The organism is Streptosporangium sp. NPDC053982 (genome assembly GCF_055585205.1).
Genome location: NZ_JBVJKQ010000028.1, coordinates 1 through 23,999, shown reverse-complemented (window position 1 = coordinate 23,999; position 23,999 = coordinate 1). Strand labels below are relative to the sequence as shown.

26 protein-coding genes are annotated in these 23,999 nt (G+C 71.4%); 4 read left to right on the top strand and 22 right to left on the bottom strand.

Going from position 1 to position 23,999, the window contains the following annotated elements; genetic code table 11:
• Positions 1-51: 51 nt before the first annotated feature.
• The 13 genes from nuoK to ACZ6W9_RS35620 all read right to left on the bottom strand — a co-directional run bounded on the left by nuoK (position 52) and on the right by ACZ6W9_RS35620 (position 12,767).
• Positions 52-348 carry an NADH-quinone oxidoreductase subunit NuoK gene (gene nuoK / locus ACZ6W9_RS35680; RefSeq protein ID WP_179820454.1) on the bottom strand — a complete coding sequence of 99 codons (297 nt, stop codon included), beginning with the start codon at positions 346-348 and terminating at the stop codon, positions 52-54.
• Entirely contained in the window at positions 345-1,301 is a 957-nt protein-coding gene (locus ACZ6W9_RS35675) for an NADH-quinone oxidoreductase subunit J (protein WP_389970403.1), read from the bottom strand. The genes nuoK and ACZ6W9_RS35675 overlap by 4 nt, the downstream gene beginning before the upstream one ends.
• Positions 1,294-1,809: an NADH-quinone oxidoreductase subunit NuoI gene (gene nuoI, locus ACZ6W9_RS35670; protein WP_179820459.1), complete on the bottom strand. Its 516-nt coding sequence runs from the start codon at positions 1,807-1,809 to the stop codon at positions 1,294-1,296. The genes ACZ6W9_RS35675 and nuoI overlap by 8 nt, the downstream gene beginning before the upstream one ends.
• The gene (gene nuoH / locus ACZ6W9_RS35665) at positions 1,796-3,133 is read right to left on the bottom strand and encodes an NADH-quinone oxidoreductase subunit NuoH (RefSeq protein ID WP_362938722.1); all 1,338 of its coding nucleotides are present in this window, start codon (positions 3,131-3,133) and stop codon (positions 1,796-1,798) included. The genes nuoI and nuoH overlap by 14 nt, the downstream gene beginning before the upstream one ends.
• Positions 3,130-5,553, bottom strand: coding sequence for an NADH-quinone oxidoreductase subunit G (locus tag ACZ6W9_RS35660; protein WP_389970400.1), 2,424 nt, complete (start codon positions 5,551-5,553; stop codon positions 3,130-3,132). The genes nuoH and ACZ6W9_RS35660 overlap by 4 nt, the downstream gene beginning before the upstream one ends.
• Complete coding sequence (nuoF, locus tag ACZ6W9_RS35655) at positions 5,550-6,836, bottom strand: NADH-quinone oxidoreductase subunit NuoF (protein ID WP_362938728.1); 1,287 nt, start codon at positions 6,834-6,836, stop codon at positions 5,550-5,552. The genes ACZ6W9_RS35660 and nuoF overlap by 4 nt, the downstream gene beginning before the upstream one ends.
• Positions 6,833-7,522 (bottom strand): NADH-quinone oxidoreductase subunit NuoE, encoded by a 690-nt coding sequence (nuoE, locus tag ACZ6W9_RS35650; RefSeq protein WP_362938731.1) that lies wholly within the window; start codon positions 7,520-7,522, stop codon positions 6,833-6,835. Before nuoE ends, nuoF begins: the two co-directional genes overlap by 4 nt.
• Positions 7,519-8,847 carry an NADH-quinone oxidoreductase subunit D gene (locus ACZ6W9_RS35645; RefSeq protein ID WP_470121702.1) on the bottom strand — a complete coding sequence of 443 codons (1,329 nt, stop codon included), beginning with the start codon at positions 8,845-8,847 and terminating at the stop codon, positions 7,519-7,521. The genes nuoE and ACZ6W9_RS35645 overlap by 4 nt, the downstream gene beginning before the upstream one ends.
• Positions 8,844-9,518 (bottom strand): NADH-quinone oxidoreductase subunit C, encoded by a 675-nt coding sequence (locus ACZ6W9_RS35640; RefSeq protein ID WP_362938734.1) that lies wholly within the window; start codon positions 9,516-9,518, stop codon positions 8,844-8,846. Before ACZ6W9_RS35640 ends, ACZ6W9_RS35645 begins: the two co-directional genes overlap by 4 nt.
• Before the next feature lie 58 nt (positions 9,519-9,576).
• On the bottom strand, positions 9,577-10,128 hold the full coding sequence (locus ACZ6W9_RS35635) for a NuoB/complex I 20 kDa subunit family protein (RefSeq protein WP_179820475.1): 552 nt from the start codon (positions 10,126-10,128) through the stop codon (positions 9,577-9,579).
• 2 nt (positions 10,129-10,130) lie between these two features.
• Positions 10,131-10,490 carry an NADH-quinone oxidoreductase subunit A gene (locus tag ACZ6W9_RS35630; RefSeq protein WP_362938737.1) on the bottom strand — a complete coding sequence of 120 codons (360 nt, stop codon included), beginning with the start codon at positions 10,488-10,490 and terminating at the stop codon, positions 10,131-10,133.
• Positions 10,491-10,617: 127 nt separating this feature from the next.
• On the bottom strand, positions 10,618-11,895 hold the full coding sequence (locus ACZ6W9_RS35625) for a geranylgeranyl reductase family protein (protein ID WP_389970391.1): 1,278 nt from the start codon (positions 11,893-11,895) through the stop codon (positions 10,618-10,620).
• A gap of 146 nt (positions 11,896-12,041) precedes the next feature.
• Positions 12,042-12,767, bottom strand: a complete 726-nt coding sequence (locus ACZ6W9_RS35620) for a demethylmenaquinone methyltransferase (RefSeq protein ID WP_389970388.1) — start codon at positions 12,765-12,767, stop codon at positions 12,042-12,044.
• Between the two features lie 78 nt (positions 12,768-12,845).
• Here ACZ6W9_RS35620 and ACZ6W9_RS35615 point away from each other — a divergent pair, with 78 nt between their 5' ends.
• Positions 12,846-14,231: a hypothetical protein gene (locus ACZ6W9_RS35615; protein ID WP_470121698.1), complete on the top strand. Its 1,386-nt coding sequence runs from the start codon at positions 12,846-12,848 to the stop codon at positions 14,229-14,231.
• Here ACZ6W9_RS35615 and ACZ6W9_RS35610 read toward each other — a convergent pair whose 3' ends face one another.
• Positions 14,232-14,429, bottom strand: a complete 198-nt coding sequence (locus tag ACZ6W9_RS35610) for a DUF4229 domain-containing protein (protein ID WP_362938749.1) — start codon at positions 14,427-14,429, stop codon at positions 14,232-14,234. It abuts the gene before it with no gap.
• Between the two features lie 283 nt (positions 14,430-14,712).
• Here ACZ6W9_RS35610 and ACZ6W9_RS35605 point away from each other — a divergent pair, with 283 nt between their 5' ends.
• A complete protein-coding gene (locus ACZ6W9_RS35605; RefSeq protein ID WP_179820504.1) occupies positions 14,713-14,952 on the top strand; it encodes a BldC family transcriptional regulator in 240 nt (79 codons plus the stop codon).
• Positions 14,953-15,091: 139 nt separating this feature from the next.
• Here ACZ6W9_RS35605 and ACZ6W9_RS35600 read toward each other — a convergent pair whose 3' ends face one another.
• Together ACZ6W9_RS35600 and ACZ6W9_RS35595 are read right to left on the bottom strand one after the other, a co-directional pair.
• Positions 15,092-15,346, bottom strand: a complete 255-nt coding sequence (locus ACZ6W9_RS35600) for a hypothetical protein (protein ID WP_470121696.1) — start codon at positions 15,344-15,346, stop codon at positions 15,092-15,094.
• An 11-nt stretch (positions 15,347-15,357) separates the two neighbouring features.
• The gene (locus tag ACZ6W9_RS35595) at positions 15,358-16,284 is read right to left on the bottom strand and encodes a hypothetical protein (protein WP_389970382.1); all 927 of its coding nucleotides are present in this window, start codon (positions 16,282-16,284) and stop codon (positions 15,358-15,360) included.
• A 116-nt stretch (positions 16,285-16,400) separates the two neighbouring features.
• On the opposite strand from ACZ6W9_RS35595, the gene ACZ6W9_RS35590 reads away from it, so the two are divergent.
• Positions 16,401-16,694, top strand: coding sequence for a PLD nuclease N-terminal domain-containing protein (locus tag ACZ6W9_RS35590; protein WP_362938758.1), 294 nt, complete (start codon positions 16,401-16,403; stop codon positions 16,692-16,694).
• 175 nt (positions 16,695-16,869) lie between these two features.
• Here the strand turns inward: ACZ6W9_RS35590 and ccsB are convergent, their stop codons facing one another.
• From ccsB to ACZ6W9_RS35560, 6 genes are all read right to left on the bottom strand, one after another.
• Positions 16,870-17,919, bottom strand: coding sequence for a c-type cytochrome biogenesis protein CcsB (gene ccsB / locus ACZ6W9_RS35585; protein ID WP_389970377.1), 1,050 nt, complete (start codon positions 17,917-17,919; stop codon positions 16,870-16,872).
• On the bottom strand, positions 17,909-19,603 hold the full coding sequence (gene resB / locus ACZ6W9_RS35580; protein ID WP_362938764.1) for a cytochrome c biogenesis protein ResB: 1,695 nt from the start codon (positions 19,601-19,603) through the stop codon (positions 17,909-17,911). Before resB ends, ccsB begins: the two co-directional genes overlap by 11 nt.
• A gap of 34 nt (positions 19,604-19,637) precedes the next feature.
• Positions 19,638-20,372, bottom strand: coding sequence for a cytochrome c biogenesis CcdA family protein (locus ACZ6W9_RS35575; RefSeq protein WP_362938766.1), 735 nt, complete (start codon positions 20,370-20,372; stop codon positions 19,638-19,640).
• Positions 20,373-20,402: 30 nt separating this feature from the next.
• Positions 20,403-20,987: a TlpA family protein disulfide reductase gene (locus tag ACZ6W9_RS35570; protein WP_389970373.1), complete on the bottom strand. Its 585-nt coding sequence runs from the start codon at positions 20,985-20,987 to the stop codon at positions 20,403-20,405.
• A gap of 200 nt (positions 20,988-21,187) precedes the next feature.
• Positions 21,188-21,826, bottom strand: a complete 639-nt coding sequence (locus ACZ6W9_RS35565; RefSeq protein WP_389970370.1) for a histidine phosphatase family protein — start codon at positions 21,824-21,826, stop codon at positions 21,188-21,190.
• 39 nt (positions 21,827-21,865) lie between these two features.
• A complete protein-coding gene (locus ACZ6W9_RS35560) occupies positions 21,866-22,765 on the bottom strand; it encodes a LysR family transcriptional regulator (RefSeq protein ID WP_362938775.1) in 900 nt (299 codons plus the stop codon).
• A 74-nt stretch (positions 22,766-22,839) separates the two neighbouring features.
• On the opposite strand from ACZ6W9_RS35560, the gene ACZ6W9_RS35555 reads away from it, so the two are divergent.
• The gene (locus ACZ6W9_RS35555; RefSeq protein ID WP_470121691.1) at positions 22,840-23,808 is read left to right on the top strand and encodes an EamA family transporter; all 969 of its coding nucleotides are present in this window, start codon (positions 22,840-22,842) and stop codon (positions 23,806-23,808) included.
• Positions 23,809-23,999 lie beyond the last annotated feature (191 nt).

The following is a 23,999-nucleotide window of genomic DNA, read 5'->3' as shown; positions in this document are numbered from 1 at the left end:
ACCCCACCGGAGTGCTGGAAGATCTCAACGGGAGATTGCACCGGCCACCTCTTAGTACTTCAGCAGGTTCGCGTCGTCCACCGACGCCGACCTGCGGGTTCGGAAGATCATCACGATGATGGCAAGGCCGACCACGACCTCGGCCGCGGCCACCACCATCACGAAGAACGCGATGAGCTGACCGTCAAGGTTTCCGTGCTGCCGGGCGAAGGTCACGAACGCGAGGTTGCAGGCGTTGAGCATGAGCTCCACGCACATGAACACCACGATCGCGTTGCGCCGGATCAGCACGCCGACGGCGCCGATCGCGAACAGCAGCGCGGAGAGCACCAGGTAGTGGGTGGTCACTGGCCTTCCTCTCGTTGAGCCGCTTCCCTGTCGTGCCCGGCGACGGCGGAGTCGCGCCCGGCGACGCCGTCCTCGGCGGGGGCGTTCTGGGCGGCCGCGGGACTCTCGACGGCGGGGTTGCGCCCGGCGACGCTCTCCTCGACCCGGAAGCCCTCGCCTCGGGCGGCCTCACCGGCCGCCTCGTCGGGCTCGCCGGCCTCCTCCTTGCCGATGACCTGGCGGATGAGCGCGGCCTTCTCGGGGTCGGTGGGCCGGACGCCGTCCTCCAGGTCGTGCCTGGCGAGGACCCGGTTGATCGACTTGACCGCCACCGAGCCGTCGGGCAGCAGGGCCGGCATGTCGATGGCGTTGTGCAGGGCGTAGGTGCCGGGGCCGGGCAGCGGCGACGGCTGCGGCCCGGCGAACCGGGCGCGGGCCAGGTCGCGCTGGGTGGCCTTGGGCCGGACCCGCTCGCGGTGGGCCAGGACCATGGCGCCGAGCGCGGCGGTGATCAGCAGCGCCGAGGTGACCTCGAAGGCGAAGACGTACCGGGTGAAGATGAGCTGGGCCAGCGCCGGGACGTTGCCGCCCGCCTCCTTGACCGCGCCCCCGACGCCGGGCGCCCGGCCGAACGTGGCGTTGCCGACGCCCAGGGCGAGCAGGAGCGCGAAGGCCAGGCCCGCGATCGCGGCCCAGAAGCGCTGTCCCCTGATCGTCTCGACCAGCGAGTCGGCGGAGTCGACGCCGACCAGCATGAGCACGAACAGGAAGAGCATCATGACCGCGCCGGTGTAGACGATGATCTGCACCGCGGCGAGGAACGGGGCGTCCTGGACGGCGTAGAGCACCGCGAGGGACAGCATGACGACGCCCAGCATCAGCGCCGAGTAGACGGCCTTGCGGCTGAAGACCAGGCCGAGGGCTGCGGCGACCGAGACGACGGCCAGCACCCAGAACGTGACGGTCTCACCCATTGTTGCGTCCCAGCCGGTAGTAGTCCTCTTCGGTCTCGCCGAGGCGCATGGGGTGCGGCGGAGTCTCCATCCCCGGGCCGAGCGGCGCGAGGAGCATCTCCTTGGTGTAGATGAGGCTCTCGCGGCTGGAGTCGGCGAGCTCGTACTCGTTCGTCATGGTCAGCGCGCGGGTCGGGCAGGCCTCGATGCACAGGCCGCACAGGATGCACCGCAGGTAGTTGATCTGGTAGACGCGGCCGTAGCGCTCACCCGGCGAGTAACGCTCCTCGTCGGTGTTGTCGCCGCCCTCGACGTAGATCGCGTCCGCCGGGCAGGCCCAGGCGCACAGCTCGCAGCCCACGCACTTCTCCAGGCCGTCGGGCCAGCGGTTGAGCTGGTGCCGGCCGTGGAACCGCGGAGCCGTGGGCCGCTTCTCCTCGGGGTAGTTGACCGTTTCGACCTTCTTGAACATCGTGTGGAAGGTCACGCCGAACCCCTTGACGGGGTTCAGCCAATCAGTTGCTCCCACTGGAAACCTCCTTGCGCGCCACTCCGTGGTAGTGCGGCAGGTCGAGCGGCGGCACGGGGAACCCGCCCGCGGCGGGCTCGGCGCCGAGCTCCTCGAACTCGGCCTGGACCTGGGCCTCCCGCTCCTCCTTGCGCCTCTGCAGGACGCTGTCGAAGCGCCACCAGATGAGGGCACAGCCGATCAGCACCACGACGCCCAGCACGTACACGAGGGTCCGGTCCGTGCCGGCCAGGCGGAACGCCTTGGCGGTGGCGATCAGCAGGATCCAGGCGAGGTTGACCGGGATGAGGATCTTCCAGCCCAGGGCCATGAGCTGGTCGTAGCGGACTCGCGGCAGCGAGGCGCGGCACCAGATGAAGAACGCGAAGACCAGCACCATCTTCGCGAAGAACCACAGCAGCGGCCACCAGCCGCTGTTCGCGCCGTCCCACATGGAGATCGGCCACGGGGCGCGCCAGCCGCCCATGAAGAGGGTGATCGACATGGCCGAGACGACGAAGACGTTGACGTACTCGGCGAGCATGATGACCGCGAACTTCAGCGAGTTGGAGTACTCCGTCTGGAAGCCGCCGACCAGCTCGCCCTCACCCTCGGGCAGGTCGAAGGGCACACGGTTGGTCTCGCCCAGCATCGTGATGACGTAGATGACGAAGGACGGGAACAGGACGATCATGTACCACGACGGCATCGGCACGCCGAAGATCTCGTTGCCGCCCGCCTGCGCGCCGACGATCTCGGAGGTGGACAGCGTCCCGGCGTACAGGAACACGCCGACGAACGACAGTCCCATCGCGATCTCGTACGACACCACCTGGGCGCTGGCCCGCAGGCCGCCCAGCATCGCGTACGGCGAGCGCGACCCCCAGCCGGCGAGCACGATGCCGTACACGCCGACCGAGGCCATCGCCAGCACCAGCAGCACCGCGACCGGCAGGTCGGTGAGCTGCAGCGGCGTCTCGACGCCGAACATGGAGACCTTCGGGCCCATCGGGACGACGGAGAAGGCCAGGAACGCCGGGACCGCCAGGACGACCGGGGCGATGAAGTAGATCACCTTGTCGACGGTCCGGGGCATCAGGTCTTCCTTGAGACCCATCTTCAGGCCGTCGGCGACCGACTGCAGGAGGCCGAACTTGCCGGCCCGGTTGGGGCCGTAGCGGTTCTGCATGCGGGAGATCAGCTTGCGCTCGAACCACACGCCGAACAGCACGCCCAGCATCAGGACGACGAAGATGACGACGGCCTTGATGATGCTGATCCAGAGCGGGTCATGGCCGAAGTCGGCGAGGGTCGGATCGGCCGCCGCCAGCAGGGTAGTCCTCACGAGACACTCCCGATCTTTACGGTGTCACCGGCGACGGCGCCCAGGTCGCGGGTCACCGAGCGGCCGGCGGAGTTCGACGGCAGCCACACGACCCCGTCGGGCAGGTCGGCGATGCGCACCGGGACGCTCAGCGAGCCCCGCTCGCCGGTGACGACGATCTTGTCACCGTCGGAGACCCCCGACGCGGCCGCGGTGGCCGCCGACACCAGCGCCGCGGCCTCCCGGGCGGTGCCCGCGAGGTACGGCTCGCCGTCCTGCAGGCGCCCGTCGTCGAGCAGTAGGTGCCAGGTGGAGAGGGTCGCCTCGCCCGGTCGCAGGGCCGGGACCCTGCGTGAGGCGACGTCCGGGGCTGCGGCCCGGGGGCCGCGCCAGGCGCCGATCGAGCCGAGCTCGCGGCGGGCGGCGGCCGGGTCGGGCAGGCCGAGGTGGACGTCCATGTGGTCGGCGATCGCGGTCAGGGCCCGCAGGTCGCTCATCACCCCGGGAACCCGGAGCGCCTGCTCGAACGTGCGGCCGCGCCCCTCCCAGTCGACGAACGTGCCGGACTTCTCGGCCGTCGCGGCGATCGGCAGCACCACGTCCGCGCGGTCGGTGACGGCGCTGGCCCGCTGCTCCAGGCTCACGATGAACGGGGTGTTCTCCAGGGCCGCCAGCGCGGCCTCGGGGTCGGCCAGGTCGTAGGGGTCGACGCCGGCCACGACGAGCGCGTCCAGCTCGCCGTCCAGCGCCGCGCCCAGGATGCCGGAGGTGTCGCGGCCGGGGGTGTCCGGCAGCGAGGCGACGTTCCAGATCCGGGCCACCTCGGCGCGGGCCGCCTCGTCGGCGACCGGGCGGCCGATCGGCAGCAGGTTCGGCAGCGCGCCGGCCTCGACCGCGCCGCGCTCACCGGCACGGCGCGGCACCCAGGCCAGCCGGGCGCCGGTCGCGTCGGCCAGCCGTACCAGCGCCGACAGCGCGCCCGGCGAGGTGGCGAGCCGCTCGCCGGCGAGGATGACCGCGCCCGGCTTGCGGAGGGCCTCGGCGGCCGGAGAGCCACCGGAGACCAGTTCGCCCAGGGCCTCGGCCTCGGCGCCGGGCAGCGTGCGCAGCAGCGTGCCGCGCATCTTGGCCAGGCCGGGGCTCGCGAACGGGGCGATCGAGAAGACCGGCAGGCCCCTCTTACGCCACGCCTTGCGCAGCCGCAGGAAGACGATCGGCGACTCCTCCTCGGGCTCGAAGCCCGCCAGGAGCACGGCCGGGGCCGTCTCCAGGTCGGAGTAGCGGACCTCGATGCCCTTGCCGGCGACGGCGTGCGCGAGGAACAGCGTCTCCTCCGCCGACAGGGGGCGGGAGCGGAAGTCGATGTCGTTGGTGCCGAGCGCGGTCCGGGCGAACTTGGAGTAGGCGTAGGCCTCCTCGACCGTGACCCGGCCGCCGACGAGCACGCCGGCGCGGCCGCGGGCGGCGGCCAGCCCGGCGGCGGCGACGGCGAGCGCCTCCGGCCAGGAGGCCGGGACCAGGCGGCCCTCCTCGTCACGGACCAGCGGGGTCTTCAGCCGGTCGGCCGCGGTGGTGTAGGCGAACGCCCAGCGGCCCTTGTCGCAGTTCCACTCCTCGTTGACCTCCGGGTCGTCCCCGGCGAGGCGGCGGGTGACCTTGCCGCGGCGGTGGTCGGTGCGCAGCGAGCAGCCGCTGGCGCAGTGCTCGCACGCGCTGGGCGTGGAGACCAGGTCGAACGGGCGGGCCTGGAACCGGTAGGCGGCGCCGGTCAGCGCGCCCACCGGGCAGATCTGCACGGTGTTGCCCGAGAAGTAGGACTCGAACGGCTGCCCGTCGGCGGCGCCGACCTGCTCCTTGGCCCCGCGCTCGAAGAAGTCGATGAGCGGGTCGCCGGCGATCTCGTCGGAGAAGCGGATGCAGCGGGCGCACTGGACGCACCGCTCGCGGTCGAGCAGCACCTCGGTGGAGAGCGCGACCGGCTTGGGGAAGGTCCGCTTGCTCTCGGTGAAGCGGCTCTCGCCCTGCCCGTTGGACATCGCCTGGTTCTGCAGGGGGCACTCGCCGCCCTTGTCGCAGACCGGGCAGTCCAGCGGGTGGTTCATCAGCAGCAGCTCCATGACTCCGCGCTGTGCCTTCTCCGCCACCGGGGAGGTGAGCTGGGTCTGCACCACCATGCCCGGGGCCACCTCGATGGCGCAGGACGGCTGCGGCTTGGGGAAGCCGCGGCCGTTGCCGGCGTCGGTGATGTCCACCAGGCACTGGCGGCAGTTGGCGGCCGGCTCCAGCAGCGGGTGGTCGCAGAACCGCGGGATCTGGATGCCGAGCAGCTCCGCCGCCCGGATGATCAGCGTTCCCTTGGGGACGCTGACCTGGAAACCGTCGATCGTGAGGGTCACCAGGTCTACCGGCGCCTGGGCCGGGGTGGTCGCTTCGACTGTCATGCGGTCCCCCACACCGTGGACGGAGCGTGATCGAACGGGCAGCCGCCGATCTCGAAGTGCTTGAGGTACTCGTCGCGGAAGAGCTTCACCGACGAGTGGATGGGGCTGGTGGCGCCGTCGCCCAGGGCGCAGAAGGAGCGTCCCAGGATGTTGTCGGCGATGTCGGTGATCGTGGTCAGGTCCTCCTCGCCGCCCTGACCCTTCTCCAGCCGCTTGAGGACCTGCTTGAGCCAGTAGGTGCCCTCCCGGCAGGGGGTGCACTTGCCGCAGGACTCGTGCGCGTAGAACTCGGTCCACCGCAGTACGGCGCGCACCACGCAGGTGGTCTCGTCGAAGATCTGCAGGGCCCGGGTGCCGAGCATGGAGCCCTTGGCGCCGACCGACTCGAAGTCGAGCGGGACGTCCAGGTGCTCGTCGGTGAAGATCGGGGTGCTCGACCCGCCGGGGGTCCAGAACTTCAGCCGGTGGCCCGCGCGGATCCCGCCGGCCATGTCGAGCAGCTCGCGCAGCGTGATGCCGAGCGGCGCCTCGTACTGGCCGGGGCGGGTGACGTGCCCGCTGAGGGAGAAGATGCCGTAGCCCTTGGACTTCTCCGTGCCCATCGAGGCGAACCACTCGGCGCCGTTGGCGATGATCGAGGGAACACTCGCCACCGACTCCACGTTGTTCACGACGGTGGGCGAGGCGTACAGGCCCGCCACGGCGGGGAAGGGGGGCTTGAGCCGAGGTTGGCCGCGATAGCCCTCCAGCGAGTCGAGCAGCGCCGTCTCCTCGCCGCAGATGTAGGCGCCCGCCCCGCTGTGGACGACCAGCTCCAGGTCGAAGCCGGAGCCGAGGATGTCCTTGCCGAGCAGGCCCCGCTCGTACGCCTCGGCCACGGCCGCCCGCAGGCGGCGGATGACGTGCAGCACCTCGCCGCGCACGTAGATGAACGCGTGATTGGCGCGGATCGCGTAGGAGGTGATGATGACGCCCTCGACGAGCGAGTGCGGGTTGGCCATCATCAGCGGGATGTCCTTGCAGGTCCCGGGCTCGGACTCGTCGGCGTTGACCACCAGGTAGTGGGGCTTGCCGTCGCCCTGCGGGATGAATCCCCACTTCATGCCGGTGGGGAAGCCCGCGCCGCCGCGGCCGCGCAGACCGGAGTCCTTGACCGCCTGGATGACGGCGTCGGGGTCCATGGTCAGCGCCTTGCGGGCGGCGGCGTAGTCGCCGTAGCCGTCCAGGGTGAAGGAGTCGGGCTGGTCCCAGTTCGCGGTCAGGACCGGGGTGAGAGTGGTCATGGTGCCTCGGGCGCCTTCCATCCGTTGGCCTTGGCGACCTTCAGGCCCTCCAGCGAGGGGCCGGCGGCCGAGGGGCCTTCACCGGCCAGGCCGTCGGACAGCCCGGCGAGCACCCGGGACGCCTCCTTGAAGGTGCACAGCCTCTTCGGGCCGCGGGTCGGCACGACGTCCTTGCCGTCCCTCAGGTCGTCGACGAGCTGCTTGGCCGACTCCGGGGTCTGGTTGTCGAAGAACTCCCAGTTGACCATCATCACCGGGGCGAAGTCGCAGGCGGCGTTGCACTCCAGCCGCTCCAGCGAGACCTTCCCGTCCGGGGTGGTCTCGTCGTGACCCACCCCGGCGTGCTCGGACAGCTCGTCCCAGATCTGGTCGCCGCCCATGACGGCGCACAGCGTGTTGATGCACACGCCGACGTGGTACTCGCCCATCGGCCTGCGCTTGTACATCGTGTAGAAGGTCGAGACGCCCACGACCTCGGCCTTGCTCAGGCCGAGCATCTCGGCGCAGAACTCGTGGCCGGCGTCGGAGACGTAGCCGTCCTCCGACTGCACCAGGTGCAGCAGCGGCAGCAGGGCCGAGCGCGGCTTCGGGTAGCGGCCGATGATCTCCTTGGCGTCCCGTTCCAGACGCTCGCGGACCTCCGGCGGATAGGTCGCGCCCACGACGGCGCCCTCCTCATGGCTCATCGGTCCACACCTCCCATAACCGGGTCGATGGAAGCGACCGCGGAGATCACGTCGGCCACCATGCCGCCCTCGCAGGTGGCGGGGATGGCCTGCAGGTTCGTGAAGGACGGGTCGCGGAAGTGCACGCGGTAGGGGCGGGTGCCGCCGTCGCTGACGACGTGCGCGCCCAGTTCGCCGCGGGGCGACTCGACCGAGGAGTAGACCTGACCCGCCGGGACCCGGAAGCCCTCGGTCACCAGCTTGAAGTGGTGGATCAGCGCCTCCATCGAGCCGCTCATGATGTGCGCGATGTGGTCGGGCGAGTTGCCGTAGCCGTCGGGGCCGAGCGCGAGCTGCGCGGGCCAGCCGATCTTCTTGTCGTCCACCATCACGCGGCCGCCCTTGAGCGGCCCGGACAGCCGGTCGAGGGCCTGCTCAATGATCTTGAGCGACTCCTCCATCTCGGCCATCCGCACGAGGTAGCGGCCGTAGACGTCGGCGCTGCGCTCGGTCGGGACGTCGAACTCGTAGGTCTCGTAGCCGCAGTAGGGCTGCGTCTTGCGCAGGTCCCACGGCAGGCCCGCGGCCCGCAGCATCGGCCCGGTGACGCCCAGGGCCATGCAGCCGGTGAGGTCGAGGTAGGCGACGTCCTTGGTGCGGGCGAGGTAGACCGGGTTGGCGTCGAGCATCTTGCGGAAGTCGCGGATGCGGCCCGGCATGACCTTGAGCAGCTCGCCGACCTTGTCCACGGCTCCGGCCGGCAGGTCGGTGGCGACGCCGCCGGGCCGGACGTAGGCCATGTTCATCCGCAGGCCGGTGATGTACTCCATCACGTCGAGCACCATCTCGCGCTCGCGGGCCCCGAAGAGGAACGGCGTGGTCGCGCCCAGCTCCATGCCGAAGGTGCCGATGGCCACCATGTGCGAGGAGATGCGGGTGAGCTCCATCATCATCACGCGGATGGCCTGGGCCCGCTCGGGGACCCGGTCGGTGATGCCGAGCAGCTTCTCCACGCCCATGCAGTAGGCGGTCTCGTTGAAGATCGGCGAGAGGTAGTCCATCCGGGTGACGAACGTGGTGCCCTGGGTCCACGTCCGGTACTCGAGGTTCTTCTCGATGCCGGTGTGGAGGTAGCCGATGACCGTGCGGGCCTCGGTGACCGTCTCGCCGTCGAGGTTCAGCACCAGGCGGAGCACGCCGTGCGTGGACGGGTGCTGCGGGCCCATGTTGACGACGAGCTGCTGGTCCTGCTGACCGCTGAGGGAGTCGACCAGCTCCGTCCAGTCGTTGCCGGAGACGGTGTACACCCTGCCCTCGGTGACCTCTTCGTCGTATGAGGCACTCACTGGTAGGACCTCCTCTGGTCCGGTGCCGGGATCTCGGCGCCGCGGTACTCCACCGGGATGCCACCGAGCGGGTAGTCCTTGCGCTGGGGGTGGCCGTCCCAGTCGTCGGGCATCATGATGCGGGTCAGCCCGGGGTGACCGTCGAAGACGATCCCGAAGAAGTCCCACGTCTCACGCTCGTGCCAGTCGTGGGTCGGGTAGACCGAGACCGTGGACGGGATGTGCGGGTCGGCGTCGGGGCAGGAGACCTCAAGGCGCAGCCGCCGGTTGTGCGTGATCGAGCACAGGTGGATCACCGCGCGCAGCTCCGCCCCCTCCATGTGGGGGTAGTGCACGCCGGAGACGCCGAGCGACAGCTCGAAGCGCAGCGCCGGGTCGTCGCGCAGCGTCCGGGCGACCTCGGGCAGGCGCTCGCGCCGGACGTGGAAGGTCAGCTCGCCGCGGTCGACGACCACGCGCTCGATCGCGTCGCCGAAGTCCGCGCCGAGCGCGCGCTCCAGCTCGTCGGCGACGGTGTCGAAGTAGCCGCCGTAGGGGCGCGGGGTGGCCAGCTCGGGCTTGCGCCGCACGACCAGCCGGCCGTACCCGGAGGTGTCGCCGGTGCCGGTGGCGCCGAACATGCCCGTGCGGGCGATCGGCTCCTCCGGGATCTCGGGGAGGTTGTCAGTCATCGGTCGCCTTACCGCTCCTCGTCCGCCGTGCGCGGGCCCGCCGCAGGGAAACCGCCGGTCACTTCGCGGCCTCCTGGTCGATCAGCGGCAGCGTCCGCAGCGCCTGCAGTTCGAGCTCGTCGATCTGCTTGGCGCGGTGCGCGCCGAACTTCATGTTCTGGATCTTGTCGTGCAGCTTCACGATCGCGTCGATGAGCATCTCGGGCCGCGGCGGGCAGCCGGGCAGGTAGATGTCGACGGGCACGACGTGGTCCACGCCCTGCACGATGGCGTAGTTGTTGAACATGCCGCCGCTGGAGGCGCAGACGCCCATGGCGATGACCCACTTGGGCTCGGCCATCTGGTCGTAGATCTGGCGCAGGACCGGGGCCATCTTCTGCGAGAGACGGCCCGCGACGATCATGAGGTCGGCCTGCCGCGGAGACGCCGAAGCGCGCTCCATGCCGAAGCGCGCCAGGTCGTGCTTGGGACCGCCGGTGGACATCAGCTCGATGGCGCAACAGGCCAGGCCGAAGGTGGCCGGCCATACGGAGTTCTTGCGCGCCCAGCCGGCGACCTGCTCGACCGTGCTGAGCATGAACCCGCTCGGAAGTTTCTCTTCAAGTCCCATATCTAGTCCCAGTCCAGACCCTTGCGGCGCCACACGTACGCGTAGGCCACGAGCACGGTGACGATGAACAGCACCATCTCGACCAACCCGAAGACGCCGAGCTGGTCGAAGGCGACCGCCCACGGGTAGAGGAAGATGATCTCGATGTCGAACACGATGAAGAGCATCGCGGTGATCATGTACTTCAGCGGGAAACGGCCGCCGCCGACCGGCTGGGGCGTCGGCTCGATACCGCACTCGTAGGCGTCGAGCTTCGCGCGGTTCCAGCGCTTGGGACCGGTGAAGGGCGCGATCGTCACCGAGAAGATCGCGAATCCCGCCGCGAGAACGGCGAGCACCAGGATGGGCGCGTACAGGTCCATCGCTACGCCTCCTCTCCCATCTCCACGCGCGCCGGCGCGTAGCTGGTCGTTTCTGTGTGGTGTGCAAGTCTAGGGAGGGCGGTCGTCAGGTCCGCCTCCCGCTGGCCGGGCTTCGTGAAGCAGGGGTTCATGCCGGTGGCGCCACCTTCGACAGGGCGTTGATGATGCGGTCGGACGCGTCACCGCGCCGGTCGGTGAGGTTGGCCAGGAGTTTCAGGGCGAACCTCATCAGCGGCGGGTGCGGCAGCGCGTGGCGGGTGATGAAGTCCATCACCCCGCGACGGCCGATGAGCTCGACGAACCCGCGGCCCAGGGTGAAGTATCCGCCGTAGGCGTCCTTGAGGATACCCGGGTAAGCCCGCAGCACCCGCTCGCGCTGGGCGGCGGTCGCCCGGCCGAGCGCCTGGACGATCGTCTCCGCCGCGATGTGGCCGGTCTCCATCGCGTACGCGATGCCCTCGCCGTTGAACGGGTTGATCATCCCGCCCGAGTCGCCGACGAGCACCAGGCCGCGGGTGTAGTGGGGCTGGCGGTTGAAGCCCATCGGCAGCGCCGCGCCCCGGATGGGGGCGGTCATGTTCTCCTCGACGTAGCCCCACTCGGGCGGCATGGTCGCGACCCAGCGCCGCAGCAGGTCGCGGTAGTCGGTGCCCTTGAACGCCTCGCTGGTGTTCAGCAGCCCGAGGCCGACGTTGGAGGTGCCGTCGCCGACGCCGAAGATCCAGCCGTAGCCGGGCAGCAGGGTGTCGCCGGCCCACAGCTCCAGCCAGGTCTCGAGGTAGTCGTCGTCGTGGCGCGGGCTGGTGAAGTACGTCCGTACGGCGACGCCCATCGGGCGGTCCTCGCGCTTGTGCAGCCCCATCGCCAGGGAGAGCCGGGTGGAGTTGCCGTCGGCGGCGACCACGAGACGGGAGCGGTAGGAGACCTCCTCGCCGTCCTTCTTCGCGGTGACGCCGACGACGTGACCGCTGCGCTCGTCGAGGATCGGGGCGATGACGTTCACGCCCTGCAGCAGGCGGACCCCGGCGCGCTCGGCGTTGGCCGCGAGGATCTGGTCGAAGTCCTGCCGGGTGCGCACCAGGCCGAAGTCGGGGTAGCTCGACAGCTCGGGCCAGTCGAGCTCGAAGCGCAGGCCGCCGCCGACCACCCGCAGGCCCTTGTTCCTGACCCAGCCGGGGGCGTCGAGGTCGATGCCCATGGCGATGAGCTGCTTGACCGCCCGGGGCGTCAGGCCGTCGCCGCAGACCTTCTCGCGGGGGAAGGTCGTCTTTTCGAGCAGCAGGACCTCAAGGCCGGCCCGTGCGAGGTGGAATGCGGTCGTCGAGCCGGCGGGTCCGGCACCGACGACGATGACGTCGGCGTCGATTTCGGTGACGTTCCGCTGCGCGGCGGCTGGCACGGTCACGGGACCCGTCCTGTCCTACAGCTTCGAGGCCTTTGAGTATTCGGCCCTTCGTTCCTTTGTGAAGTGCTTCACAAACTTGTCGGCCCGAAGTCTAGCCCCTTTACGGCCTGAAGTGTCAGCGGGGTCCGTCAATGCCCGCGAATCCTTCACGCCGGCTTGTACGCGCGGTGAATCGCCACGATCCCCAGGGCGAGGTTGCGCCACGCGACCCGTTCCCAGCCGGCCTCGCGGATGATCCTGGCCAGCCCCGGCTGGTCCGGCCAGGCCCGGATCGACTCGGCCAGGTATTCATAGGAGTCGTCGTTGGAGCCGAACAGCCTGGCGGCCTGCGGCATCATCCTCATGAGGTACTGGGTGTAGACGAGGTCGAACGCCTTGCTGGTGGGGTGGGAGAACTCCAGGATCACCAGGCGCGCCCCCGGCTTGGCCACCCGCAGCATCTCGCGCAGCGCCTGGCCGGTGTCGTGGACGTTGCGCAGCGCGGTGGAGATCGTCACCGCGTCGAAGACGTCGTCGGCGAACGGCAGCCGCAGCGCGTCGCCGGCGACGAAGGTGACCCCGCGCACCCCGCCGCCGGACAGGCCCGAGCCGCCCCGCCGCCGCACCCCGGTGCGCAGCATGCCGAGCGAGAAGTCGGAGGCGATCGCGCGGGCGCCGAGGGCGGTGAAGGCGTCGGTGGAGGTGCCGGTGCCCGCGCCGAGATCGAGGACCAGCTCACCGGGGCCCGCGTCGACGGCCGCCGCGGTCGCCTTGCGCCACAGCCGGACCTGGCCGAGGGAGATGATGTCGTTTACCAGGTCGTAGCGCCGGGCCGTGCGATCGAACATCGCGGCGACCTCATGCGGTTGCTTGTCCAGCGAAGCGCGCGTCATGAGGACAAGACTAGGGCCGCAGGGACATTCCACGGAAAGTAGCCACTCGGTTACTCACGGTCTGCTAGTAATTGCGGAATGCTCCCCGAAACTACCCCCACCCGGGCCGCCCCCGCTCCGGTCCCGCCCCTGCTCACAGCGCAGCCCCCGGTCGCCGCGCCGCCTTCGGTCCCGGCCCCGGCGGCGGCCATCCCCGCCCTCCGCCGGGCCACCGTCCCCGCCCTCGCCGCCCTCTCCGTCCTCGCCGCCCCTCCGCCGCCCGCCGCGGCCGGCACGGTCCCGCACCCCGCGGTCGTCTCGGCCGACCCGGTGGACACCACCCCGCACGTCCTCGACGGGATCGTCAACGCCTTCGCCCTGGTCGGCGGCACGGTGGTGGTCGGCGGCAGGTTCGGCCGGGTGCGCGAGGCCGGCACGGCCCGGGAGGTGGAGCGGCGCAACCTCTTCGCCTACGACCTGGCCACCGGGCGGATCCTGCCGGACTTCGCCCCGCGCCCCGACCGCCCGGTCCGGGCGCTGGCCGCGGGCGACGACGGCACCGTCTACGCCGGCGGGGAGTTCACCACGGTGAGCGCCTCCGCCCGCGGCCGGACCGGTGCGCTGGCCCGGCTGCGGCTGTCCGACGGTTCGCCGGTGGCCGGCTTCGCCGCCCGGATCAGCGGAGGCCCGGTGACCGCCCTGGTCAGGGATGGCGCGGCGCTGTACGCGGGCGGGGGCTTCACCCGCGCGGGCGGCCTGGCCCGCCCGGCCCTGGCCCGGCTGGACGCCGCCACCGGCGCCGCCGACGTCGCGTTCGACATCCGGCCGGACGCGCCGCGAGGCTCCCGGGCACGGGTCCACGCGCTGGCGCTCGGCGGCGGGAGGCTGGCGGTCGGCGGCGACTTCACCACCCTGGGCGGGCTGCCGCGGGCCCAGCTCGGCCTGGTGGACGTCCGCGCCGCCCGGGTCGACGCCTGGCGGACCGCCTTCTACGCGCCGCGGTGCGCCCGCGACTTCCCGGGTTACGTGCGCGGCCTGGACTTCGCGCCCGGCGGCTCCTACTTCGCCGTCGTCACGACCGGCGGCCCGCGCGGGGCGGAGCGGCCGTGCGACACCGCCGCCCGCTTCGAGACCCGCCCGCCGCGAGCCTCGGGTGAGGTCTCCCCCACCTGGGTCAACCACACCGGGGGCGACTCGCTGTACGCGGTGGCGGCGACCGGGGCCGCGGTCTACGTCGGCGGCCACCAGCGCTGGCTCGACAACCCGGAGGGCCACGACTCGGCCGGGCCCGGGGCCGCCCCGAGGCCGGGGATCGGGGCGATCGACCCGCGCACCGGCCGGGCTTTACCGTGGAACCCGACCAGGGAGCGGGGAATCGGAGTCAAGGCGTTCCTCACCTGTCCCCGGGGACTACTCGTTGGTAGCGACACAACTCGGCTCGGTCACGAGTACCATGCCCGAGTCGGCATGTTCCCGCTGCCGTGATCACTTCTGATTCTTGGCGATTCGCGCACTCACCGCGTCCCGCTGTTTGGACAGCAGGACGTAACTGGCCACCCCGCTGACCAGGAATGCGGCGACTATCAGGATCAAGGGCTCACGCAGGCCGAGGAGATACAGCACGCCGAAGCTCACGGCGAACAGTCCCAGCCGGGAGACGGTGTAAACGAAGACGGGATGCACACCGTCGAGGTTACGTCACTCTCCACGTATGGTCCGTGCCGCCCGGGCGTATGACGGTGCCATAAAGACAGAGCGGACGCTCTTCGCACCGAGCACGGGCGCTGCTAGTGTGCCCAACAGATCAGTTTTGTAAAGAAACACCCACGAGAGCGTCAAAGAGGCTCTATCATATAACAATCGGGCAGTCAGTCGGTAACAACCCGTGATCTTTGTAAGAAACCACGGATAAATCAGACTTCGCTCGGCACACTGGTTACCTGTCCGCCCGCTGGCAGGAAGCGGGATGCGAGGGGGAGAGATTGTGGAGAGTAGCAGCGAGCGTCTGCTGACGCCCGGAGAGGTCGCCGCCCTCTTCCGGGTCGACCCAAAGACGGTCACGCGGTGGGCCGCGGCAGGCCGCATCAGCAGCATCCGTACCCCCGGGGGGCACCGGCGGTTCCGCGAGTCGGAAGTGCACGCCCTCCTGCGCGGAGAGGACGTACTGACGGCCGAACGGCCGGCAGGCGAGACCCCGCGTGTCTGACGACTGAGGACGTCACGTCATCGGTGGTCCTGCGCGCCTTACCCGGAATGCCGCAGGATCGCCGATGGAGTCGCACGGCCCACGGGCGGACCGGTCCGCCGGCCGCGTGCCCGTGCGAAGCGGCGAGCCGACCCGCCGCTCACCCCTCCTGTTCGGCCTTGAACTGTTCGGCCTTGAACGCCAGGAACTCCCGCTCCAACTCGTCGTTCTCCTCCAGCCAGCGCCGCCGCCGGAGCGCGAACTCCTCCTCGGTGAGCGACTCCGCCAGCCAACGGTCGTAGTCCGGGTCCCCCGGCGAGATCTCCACGTACGCGTTGCCGATCAGACGCCCGTCATCGCTGGACAGGCTCTGCGGCACGCGCAGAGTCCCGTCAGCGAGCCTGATGACGTACATCCCCAGATCACCTAGATTCCGTAGCGCCGGTTGAAGAACAACATGACATTGAGCGCCATCCGCGTGTCACCGCCGAGCATGTCCACCAGGGCCGGCCGCTGCCGGGAGGCGATGGCGGCGAACGCGTCCGCGAAGAACTCCCGGCGCCCCAGCTCCCCCGCCTGCAGGTGGAAACCCGACGCCAGCACCGGCACGCACTGCTCGTAGAGGGCGACGAACTCCGCCGAGTCGGACACCCAGCCGTCGTGGGGCATGTCCACGTCGTCCAGGGCGTGCCCGATCTCGTGCATCATCACGTCGGGCGTGGGCGAGGGGCGGTCCCCCACGACCACCTTTCGGTCACCGTACGCGCCGGCGCAGACGTCCCAGGTGGCGCGGCCCGACGGCAGCGCCGCGCCCCGCAGGTAGCCCATGTCGTCCAGGTCGGGCACCCCGCCCTCGCCGACGTAGATCCCGGTGAGCCCCTCGGCCAGCTTCTCCTTGAGCCTGTCCGGCAGCCGGGCGAGGCTCTCCACCGCCCGCACCGTCTCCGGGGAGGGCGGGCCCTCCCGGGAGTCCCACTGGCGGTGCAGGATCGTCTCCAGGGGCCCGCAGTGCCGCAGGCCGTCGCCGAAGCCTGGGGCGTCGGGCGGGTGGGGCCGGGCCCGTGGCCGCTCGTCCGCCAACTCGAAGTCACGCCAGGTGTACCGCGGGCGGTCCTCCGCGGACGCCGTCACGGTGCCGGCCCTGCGCTCGGGACCGGCCCCTGTCTCGCGCACCGCGCCCGCCTCCCGCACCGCGCCGGGGTCGCGCGCCCTTCCCGCCTCCCGCACCGCGCCGCCGTCGTGCGCCGGGTCGGCCTCGCGCGGCGCCCGCCCCGCGCCGTCCACGCGCCGGGACGACAGGCCGCCCTGCCACCAGCGCCGCCGGTGGCGGCCCTTGTCGGCGGAACTCGCCATCGCATGCCCTCCAGGGGAAGTGGCAACGGATCCCACCGTACGACGTGGATCTTCACCAGTCATCCGAAACCGGGCTCTTGCCTCACCCGGACCGGTGATGGCCTACAGTGCGGAACATGCCCTTGCTAGCTCTGGCGCTGCTCGCCCTGTGGCTGTACTGCCTGTTCGACGCCATCACCACGCCGGACGAGGAGACAAGAAACCTGCCCAAGCTGCTGTGGGTGATCATCATCGTGCTGGTCCCCCTGGCCGGCGGGGTGTTCTGGCTCCTGCTCGGCAGGCCGTCCGGCCCACGCGCGCCCCGCGTCCCCCTGCCCCCGGAGGCGCCGCGGCCGCAGGCCCCCCGGGGCCCGGACGACGACCCCGACTTCCTGCGCGACCTCGACCGGCGCCTGCGCGACGACGACTGACGGCACGACACCCGGCGGACCGTTCCCGGCCCGCCAGAGGGTCCTACGCCGGATGCCCCGGACCCGCCGGAAGACCGCGTGCCGGAAGGCCCCGGGCCCGCCGGAGAACCCGCCGGAACACGGACGGGGCGGCGCGGGATCACCCCGCACCGCCCCGTCACCGGACGCCCGCCGGTCAGCCCGGCACCTCCGCGTAGGAGTGCAGGCCGCCGAGGAAGACGTTCACCCCGACGAGGTTGAACAGCAGGCAGCCGAACGCGATGAGCTGCACGATCATGGCGGCCCGGCCCTTGAAGCCGGCGGTGGCGCGGGCGTGCAGGTACGCGGCGTAGGCGATCCAGGTGATGAACGCCCAGACCTCCTTGGGGTCCCAGCCCCAGTAGCGGCCCCACGCCTTGTCGGCCCAGAGCGCGCCGGCGATGACGGCGAAGGTCCAGATCGGGAAGGAGATCACGATCGCCCGGTGCGCGATCCGGTCCAGGTCCTCCCGGGACGGCAGCCGCAGCGCGGTGTCCTTGCGGACGAGGTAGAGGACTCCGCAGACCGCGGCCATGGTGAACAGGCCGCTGGCGATGATCGCCGCCGTCACGTGGATCGCGATCCAGTAGGAGTTGAGCGCCGGAACCACCGGTCCGGCCTGCACCTCCAGGTACTTCACGGAGAAGCCCAGCCCGAGCGCGGCGGCGACCGTGACGAACGCCCCGAGGAAGCGGATCCGGTAGCGCAGGTCCATGAACAGGAACGCGGTCACCGCCGCCAGGCACATGGCGACCACGAACTCGTACATGTTGCCCCACGGCCACCGGTTCACCGATATGCCCCGGGTGAGGACCGCCGACAGGTGGGCGGCCCAGCCCAGCCAGGTGAGCGCGACCGCGACCGTGCCGGCCCGCGACGCCCAGGACGGGGGCTCCTTCCCGGCGGGAACCTCCCGCCCGGCGCCCTCCGTGCTCTCCGAGCTCTCCAGGACCTCTGCGGCCTCCGGGGGCTCTCCGGCGGACCCGGCCGCGGGCGGTGCCGTACCGCCGCCGACCGTGGCGAGCACGGCGTCGGCCTTGACCTCCGCTCCCGCGTCCGCCGTCGTCCCGGCGGCCTTGGCCGCGGACCGGGGACGGCCGAAGCCGAGGTCCAGGGCGTATCCGATCATTGCGAAGACGTACAGCAGCACCGTCACCAGGACGAGCTGGTCGCTCAGTACGGCGAGGCCGCTGTTCTCAACGGGCATCCTTAACTCCTGGATTCAAGGCGGCGACGACCCCGGCGAACTCCTCGCCGAAGTCACCGCCTTCGGTGCGCGTCAGACCGCCCACCTCGATGTGCCGAAGGCCGGGCTCGGACCCGTCCGGTCCCTGCCCGGTGGCCACGGCCTCGTTCTTCACCCGTACCCACACCCGGCGGCGGCGGACGGTCAGGGACAGCACCAGGCCGAGGACGGCCAGCACCGAGAAGACGAACGCGGGCATCCGGCCCGGGTCGTGGGTGATCTGCAGGGCCACCCACTCCTTGACGCCGGTGAACTCGATCGAGCCCGCGCCGCCGGGCAGGTCGAGCTTCTGCCCGACGGCCAGCGGGTCGGCCCGCGTGACCGGCGCCCCCGCCCCGCCGGGCAGGTCGGGCCGCTGACCGGCGGGCGGCTGACCGGCCTTCATGACCAGCGGCCTCATCTTCTTCAGGCTTTCCGGGTCGAGCTGGTACACCGACTGCGGCCGTCCGTCGCCCATCCCCAGGTCACCGGCGAAGACGCCGTAGATCTGGGCCAGGGGGTTGGCCGCGCCGGGGAAGACCGACACCCACTCGCCGCCCATCGGCACGCCGCTCGGCAGGAAGCCGACGAGGATGCCGAGCTGCTCGGGCCGGGCGTCCGGCACCTTGATCGTGCACTCGGAGGTGAACGTGCTCGGCTGGGCGACCAGGCACGGCACCGGGCCGTCGTAGGCGACCTGGCCCTTGCCGTCCGTGACCTTGAAGGTCGGCGCGTAGCCGTGGTCGATCAGGTAGGTCAGCGTGCCGTTGACATCCAGCGGCTCGTTGACCTTGAGGGTGTAGTCGCGCTCGGGTGCGCCGGGGGCGTCGGTGACCTTGAGCGCGGCCGAGAAGTCGAGGGGCTGACCGCGCCGCTGGCCCTGGGCGACGTAGGTGGCCTGGAAGTCGTCCACGGTGAACGAGAACGGCTCCAGCGACTCGGCGCTCACCTGCTGACCGGGGATGTAGCGGTCATAGGCGGCGACCGTGTTGGAGAACCCCTCCCCCTCCACGACCAGCACGTTGCCGCGGTAGCCGTACAGCGCGCCCACGGCCACGGCGACCAGCATGCCGAGCAGCGCGACGTGGAACAGCAGGTTGCCGGTCTCGCGGAGATACCCCTTCTCCGCCGACACCCAGCCGGGACCGGTGGTGACGCGGTAACGGCGGGCACGCAGCCGCGCGGCCGCCTCCTCCACGGTCAGACCGGCGTCGAAGGAGGCGTGGTGCGGCAGCCGGACGAGGTTGCGCGGCGGCGCGGGCGGCTTCCTGCGCAGCTCGCGCAGGTGGGCGGCGGCCCGGGGCAGCACGCAGCCGATCAGGGAGACGAACAACAGCAGGTAGATCGCGGCGAACCACGGCGCGCGGAACACGTCGAACAGCCAGAGGCGGTCCAGCCACTCGGCGAGCCCGGGGTCGTCGCGGAAGTACTGGGCGACCCTGGCGTCGGCGATGCCGCGCTGCGGCCACAGCGACCCGGGGATCGAGGCCAGCGCGAACAGGAACAGCAGGATCAGCGCGGTCCGCATCGACGTCAGCGTGCGCCAGAACCACCGCGCCCACGCCACCGCGCCGAACGACGCCGGCCGTACGGCGGGCTCCCGCCCGGCCGGAGGCGGCGTCTCCACGGCCGTGCCGGCCCGGCCGGTCCGCTCGGTCTCGCTCACCGCACCCCCCTTTCGTCGCGCTCGGCCCGGTCCATCAGATCACCGGCTCGAATCCGCCGATCCACGTCTGCATCGTCGCGATCAGCCCCGACCAGAGCCCGGTGACCAGCAGCAGGCCGACGGCGACCAGCATGGCCCCGCCCACCCGGGTGATCAGTCGTGAGTGGCGGCGGAAGACCTTGAACGTGCGCAGCGCCTTGCCGTAGGCCAGTCCCGCCGCGAGGAAGGGCAGACCGAGGCCCAGCGCGTAGGCGAACGCCAGCAGCGCGCCGCGCCCGGCGCTGCCCTCGTTGAGCCCGAGGGTCAGCACCACTCCCAGGGTAGGGCCGATGCAGGGCGTCCAGCCCAGGCCGAACACCACCCCGAGCAGCGGCGCCCCGGCCAGGCCCGCCGCCGGGACCCGGTGGATGCGCAGATCCCGCTGCAGGCCGGGGATCGCGCCCATGAACGCCAGGCCCATGACGACGGTCACCGCGCCCAGCACCCGCGTGATGACCTCGGCGTTGCCGAGCAGCACCGAGCCCAGCCCGCCGAACAGGGCGCCGCCCGCCACGAACACCACGGCGAACCCCAGGACGAACAGGGCGATGCCCGCGGCCATCCGGCCGCGCCGGGGGTCGGCGCTCATCCCGGTCACGTACGACAGGTAGCCGGGCACCAGCGGCAGCACGCACGGCGACAGGAAGGACACCAGCCCCGCCGCCACCGCGATCGGCAACGCCAGGGCGAGCGACCCGCCCGCCACCGTCCCGGCCAGGTCAGCGCTCATCACGCCCGCGTTCATCGGGTCCGCCGCCGGTCACCGTGACTCGGCGCTCAGCTTGGTGACCGTCGCGAGCAGCTCGCTGTGCTTGACCGCGCCGAGCGCGCGGGCGGCGATCCGGCCCTGACGGTCGATGACCAGCGTCGAGGGGATGGCCGCGGGCGGCACCGTGCCCTGGAAGGAGAGCGCGATCTTTCCCGGCTGGTCGAAGATGCTGGGATAGCCCGGCTGCTGCCCCCGCTCGAAGGCCAGCGCGTCGGCCTTGCGGTCCTTGAAGTCGATGCCCACGAACTCCACTCCGGAGTCCTTGGTCCTGGCCGCGATGTCCTTGAGCGTCGGCGCCTCCGCCCGGCAGGGCGCGCACCAGGAGGCCCAGAAGTTCAGCACCACGACCTTGCCCCGGTGCTCGGCGAGCGTGGTCCGGCCGCCGTCCAGGGTCTCCCCCGCGACCTCGGGGGCGGCCTTGCGGGAGGCCGCGTCGAACACGGTGATCTTGCCGTCGCCGGCCACGAAACGGGTGTCCCCCGCCTGCGGCTGCGACCCCTGGTTCCCGGCGCACCCGGACGCGGACACGGCGACGGCGGCGCACAGCGCGGCAGCGGAGAAGAGTTTTGCGCGCATCGGTGGCGGGGTCTCCCTGTACTACAACCGGTAGAGCAGCCACTCTACCGGCGGGGTCACGCGCCCCGGCACAGTGGGGCGTCCGGCGGGCGCGTCCACCGGCGCCACGTGCCCGGCGACGGGTGTGACGCTCCCGGTCACGCGCCCGCGCGTACCCCGTGCCCGCGGGTGTCAGGCGCCCGGTGACGCGTCCGCGGGTGTCACGCGCCCGGTACGGCGGGGCGTCTGGAGAGCGCGCCGGCCGGCTCGCTGTAACCCACGCTGGTCAGGCGGTCGCCCTCGAAGGACAGGGTGGTGAGGCTGGCCAGCCCGCACTGCCTGCGGCGCGGATCGTGCGGCAGCCGCCGGCCCTCCGCCGCGAGCCGGATGATCCAGATCGGGAGCTGGTGGCTGACCAGCACGGCCTCGTGGCCGCGCGCCGCGTCGCGGGCGACGTCGATGGCCGCCTTCATCCGCCGGACCACGTCGGTGTAACGCTCGCCCCAGGAGGGGCGGAGCGGGTTCCACAGGTAGCGGTAGCGGCTCGGGCTCCGGAAGATCCCGTCACCGCCCCCGACCATCAGGCCCTCGAAGATGTTCTCCGCCTCGATGAGCCGGTCGTCGAGGGTGACGTCCAGCCCGAAGGTGGCGCTCAGGGGGGCCGCGGTCTCCTGGGCCCGCTCCAGCGGGGAGGAGAACAGGGCGACGACGTCGCGGGTGGCGATCGCCTTGGCGACCGTCTCGGCCATCTGCACGCCGGTCTCCGAGAGGTGGAAACCGGGCAGCCTGCCGTACAGGACGTTGGCGGGGTTGTGCACCTCGCCGTGGCGCAGTAAGTGAACGATGGTGGTCTCGGCCATGGTGTCATCAGCCTACCCATCCGTACGGCGCGGCCCACGTCAGAGGTCGGCGGCCACCGCCTTGAGCGCCTCCACCGCGGCCCGGATCGCCGGGCGGCGGGCCGCGTCGGCGCGCCACAGGGCGTAGACCCGGCGGGACGGGCGGGGCCGCAGCGGGACGATCCTGACCCCCTCGGGCACGAAGTCGCGGCCGAGGCGCGGGATGATCGCGCATCCCTGTCCGGCGGCGACGAGGGCGAGCTGGGTCGGGTACTCGTCCGCCATGCAGGAGATCTCCGGCTCCAGCTCGGCCGCGCGCAGCGTGTGGACCAGCCAGTCATGACAGACCGTGCCCGGCGAGGAGCTGACCCACCGCTCCCCGGACAGGCCGGCGAGCTCGATCTCCGACCGCCCGGCCAGCGGGTGCGCCTCGGGCAGGACCACGTCCGCGATGTCGTCGAGGAGTGTCTCCCGCGACAGCCCCTCGGGGATGGCCATCGGCCGGTTCGACCAGTCCTGGGCCACCGCGAGATCCAGCTCACCCCTGGCCACCTCGCGGATCTGCCGGGCGGGTTCGCGCTCCATCATCTGCAGCCGCAGGTCGGGATGGCGCCTGTGCAGCAGGCGCAGCGCCCCGGGCAGCAGGCCGCGGGCCGCCGTGGGGAAGGCGCCGATGCACAGCCGTCCCACGACCTCCCCGCGCAGCGCCTCGAAGTCGGCCTCGGCGGTCTCCACCAGCGCGAGGATGCGCCCGGCGTGGTCGGCGAGCAGCCCGGCCGCGTCGGTCAGCCGTACCCCGCGTCCGTTGCGTTCCAGCAGGGGCGCACCGGTCTCCCGCTCCAGCTTGGCGAGTTGCTGGGAGACCGCCGACGGGGTCACCATCAGGGCCTCGGCTGCCGCGCCCACGGAACCGTAGACCGCCACGGCGTGCAGGGCCTTGAGGCGGTTGAGATCCAACATGTAAGCGATTCTAAAGCCACCAGCAAAGAAAGTCTCGCTTGTCCTGAATTATCGGTACGGTCAACGATGAAAAAATGAGAACCAGACACCTCCTGCTGGCCGTCGGCCTCGCCGCCGTCTGGGGCTTCAACTTCGTCGTCATGGAGGCGGGGCTGCGCCACTTCCCGCCCCTGCTCTTCGTGACGCTGCGGTTCGCCCTGGCGGCCTTCCCGGCGTTGCTGTTCATCGGGGGTCCCGGTGTGCCGTGGCGGCGGGTCCTGGCCGCCGGGGCCACGCTCGGCGTCGCGCAGTACAGCCTCCTGTTGCTGGGCATGCGGGCCGGCATGCCCGCCGGACTGACCTCGGTCGTCATCCAGGCCCAGCCGGTGTTCACCGTGCTCCTGGCGGTGCTCCTGCTGAAGGAGCGGATCACCGCGCGACGGGCGACCGGCCTCGGCGTCGCGCTCGCCGGACTGGCGCTGATCGGCGCGGACCTGGGCGGCGAGGGCGGTCCGGTCGGCGCCTTCCTCCTGGTCGTCGGCGGCGCCTTCGGCTGGGGGCTGGGCAACATCGCGGTGCGCAAGGCGGCGCCGCCCAGCACCATGCGATTCATGATCTGGCTGAGCGCGGTGGCGGCGGTTCCCATGTTCGGCCTGTCACTCCTGGTCGAGGGCGTCCCTCAGGTGCGGCTCTCCACCGAGGGCGTGCTGGCGGTCCTGTACGTCGCTCTGCTCGCCACCCTCGGCGGCTTCGGGGTGTGGGGTTTCCTGCTCAAGAAGTACGACGCGTCCGTCGTCGCGCCCTACAGCCTGCTCGTCCCGGTCTTCGGCATGTCCTCGGCCTTCCTGGTCACCGGGGAACCCGTCTCCCCGGTGAAGCTCGCCGCCGCCGCGCTGATCGTCTCCGGAGTCCTGTACGCGGGCGCCCGCCCGCGCCGGAAGGCTGTTTCCGGCGGGGCTTCCGGCGGGGCTTCCGGCGGGGCTTCCGGCGGGGCTTCCGGCGAGGAGGGACGGCTGGATGGCGACCGGCCCCGTGCGGGCAGCGCCGTCACCGCCGGGGGATGACCCGTACGGCTCCGCTGCGGCTGGGGCTTTTCGCGTCGCGGGGCGGTTCCTCCGGGCTTGGACGGGTCGCCGCTTGCCGTGCTGGTCGGTGGTTCGCGCTGCGGTGGGTGGGTGTTCCGGCCGGCGCTGTGGCTGATGTCCGGTGCCGACCGGCCTCCGGCCTGGTCCCGGGCGCGATGGTTTCTGGCGTT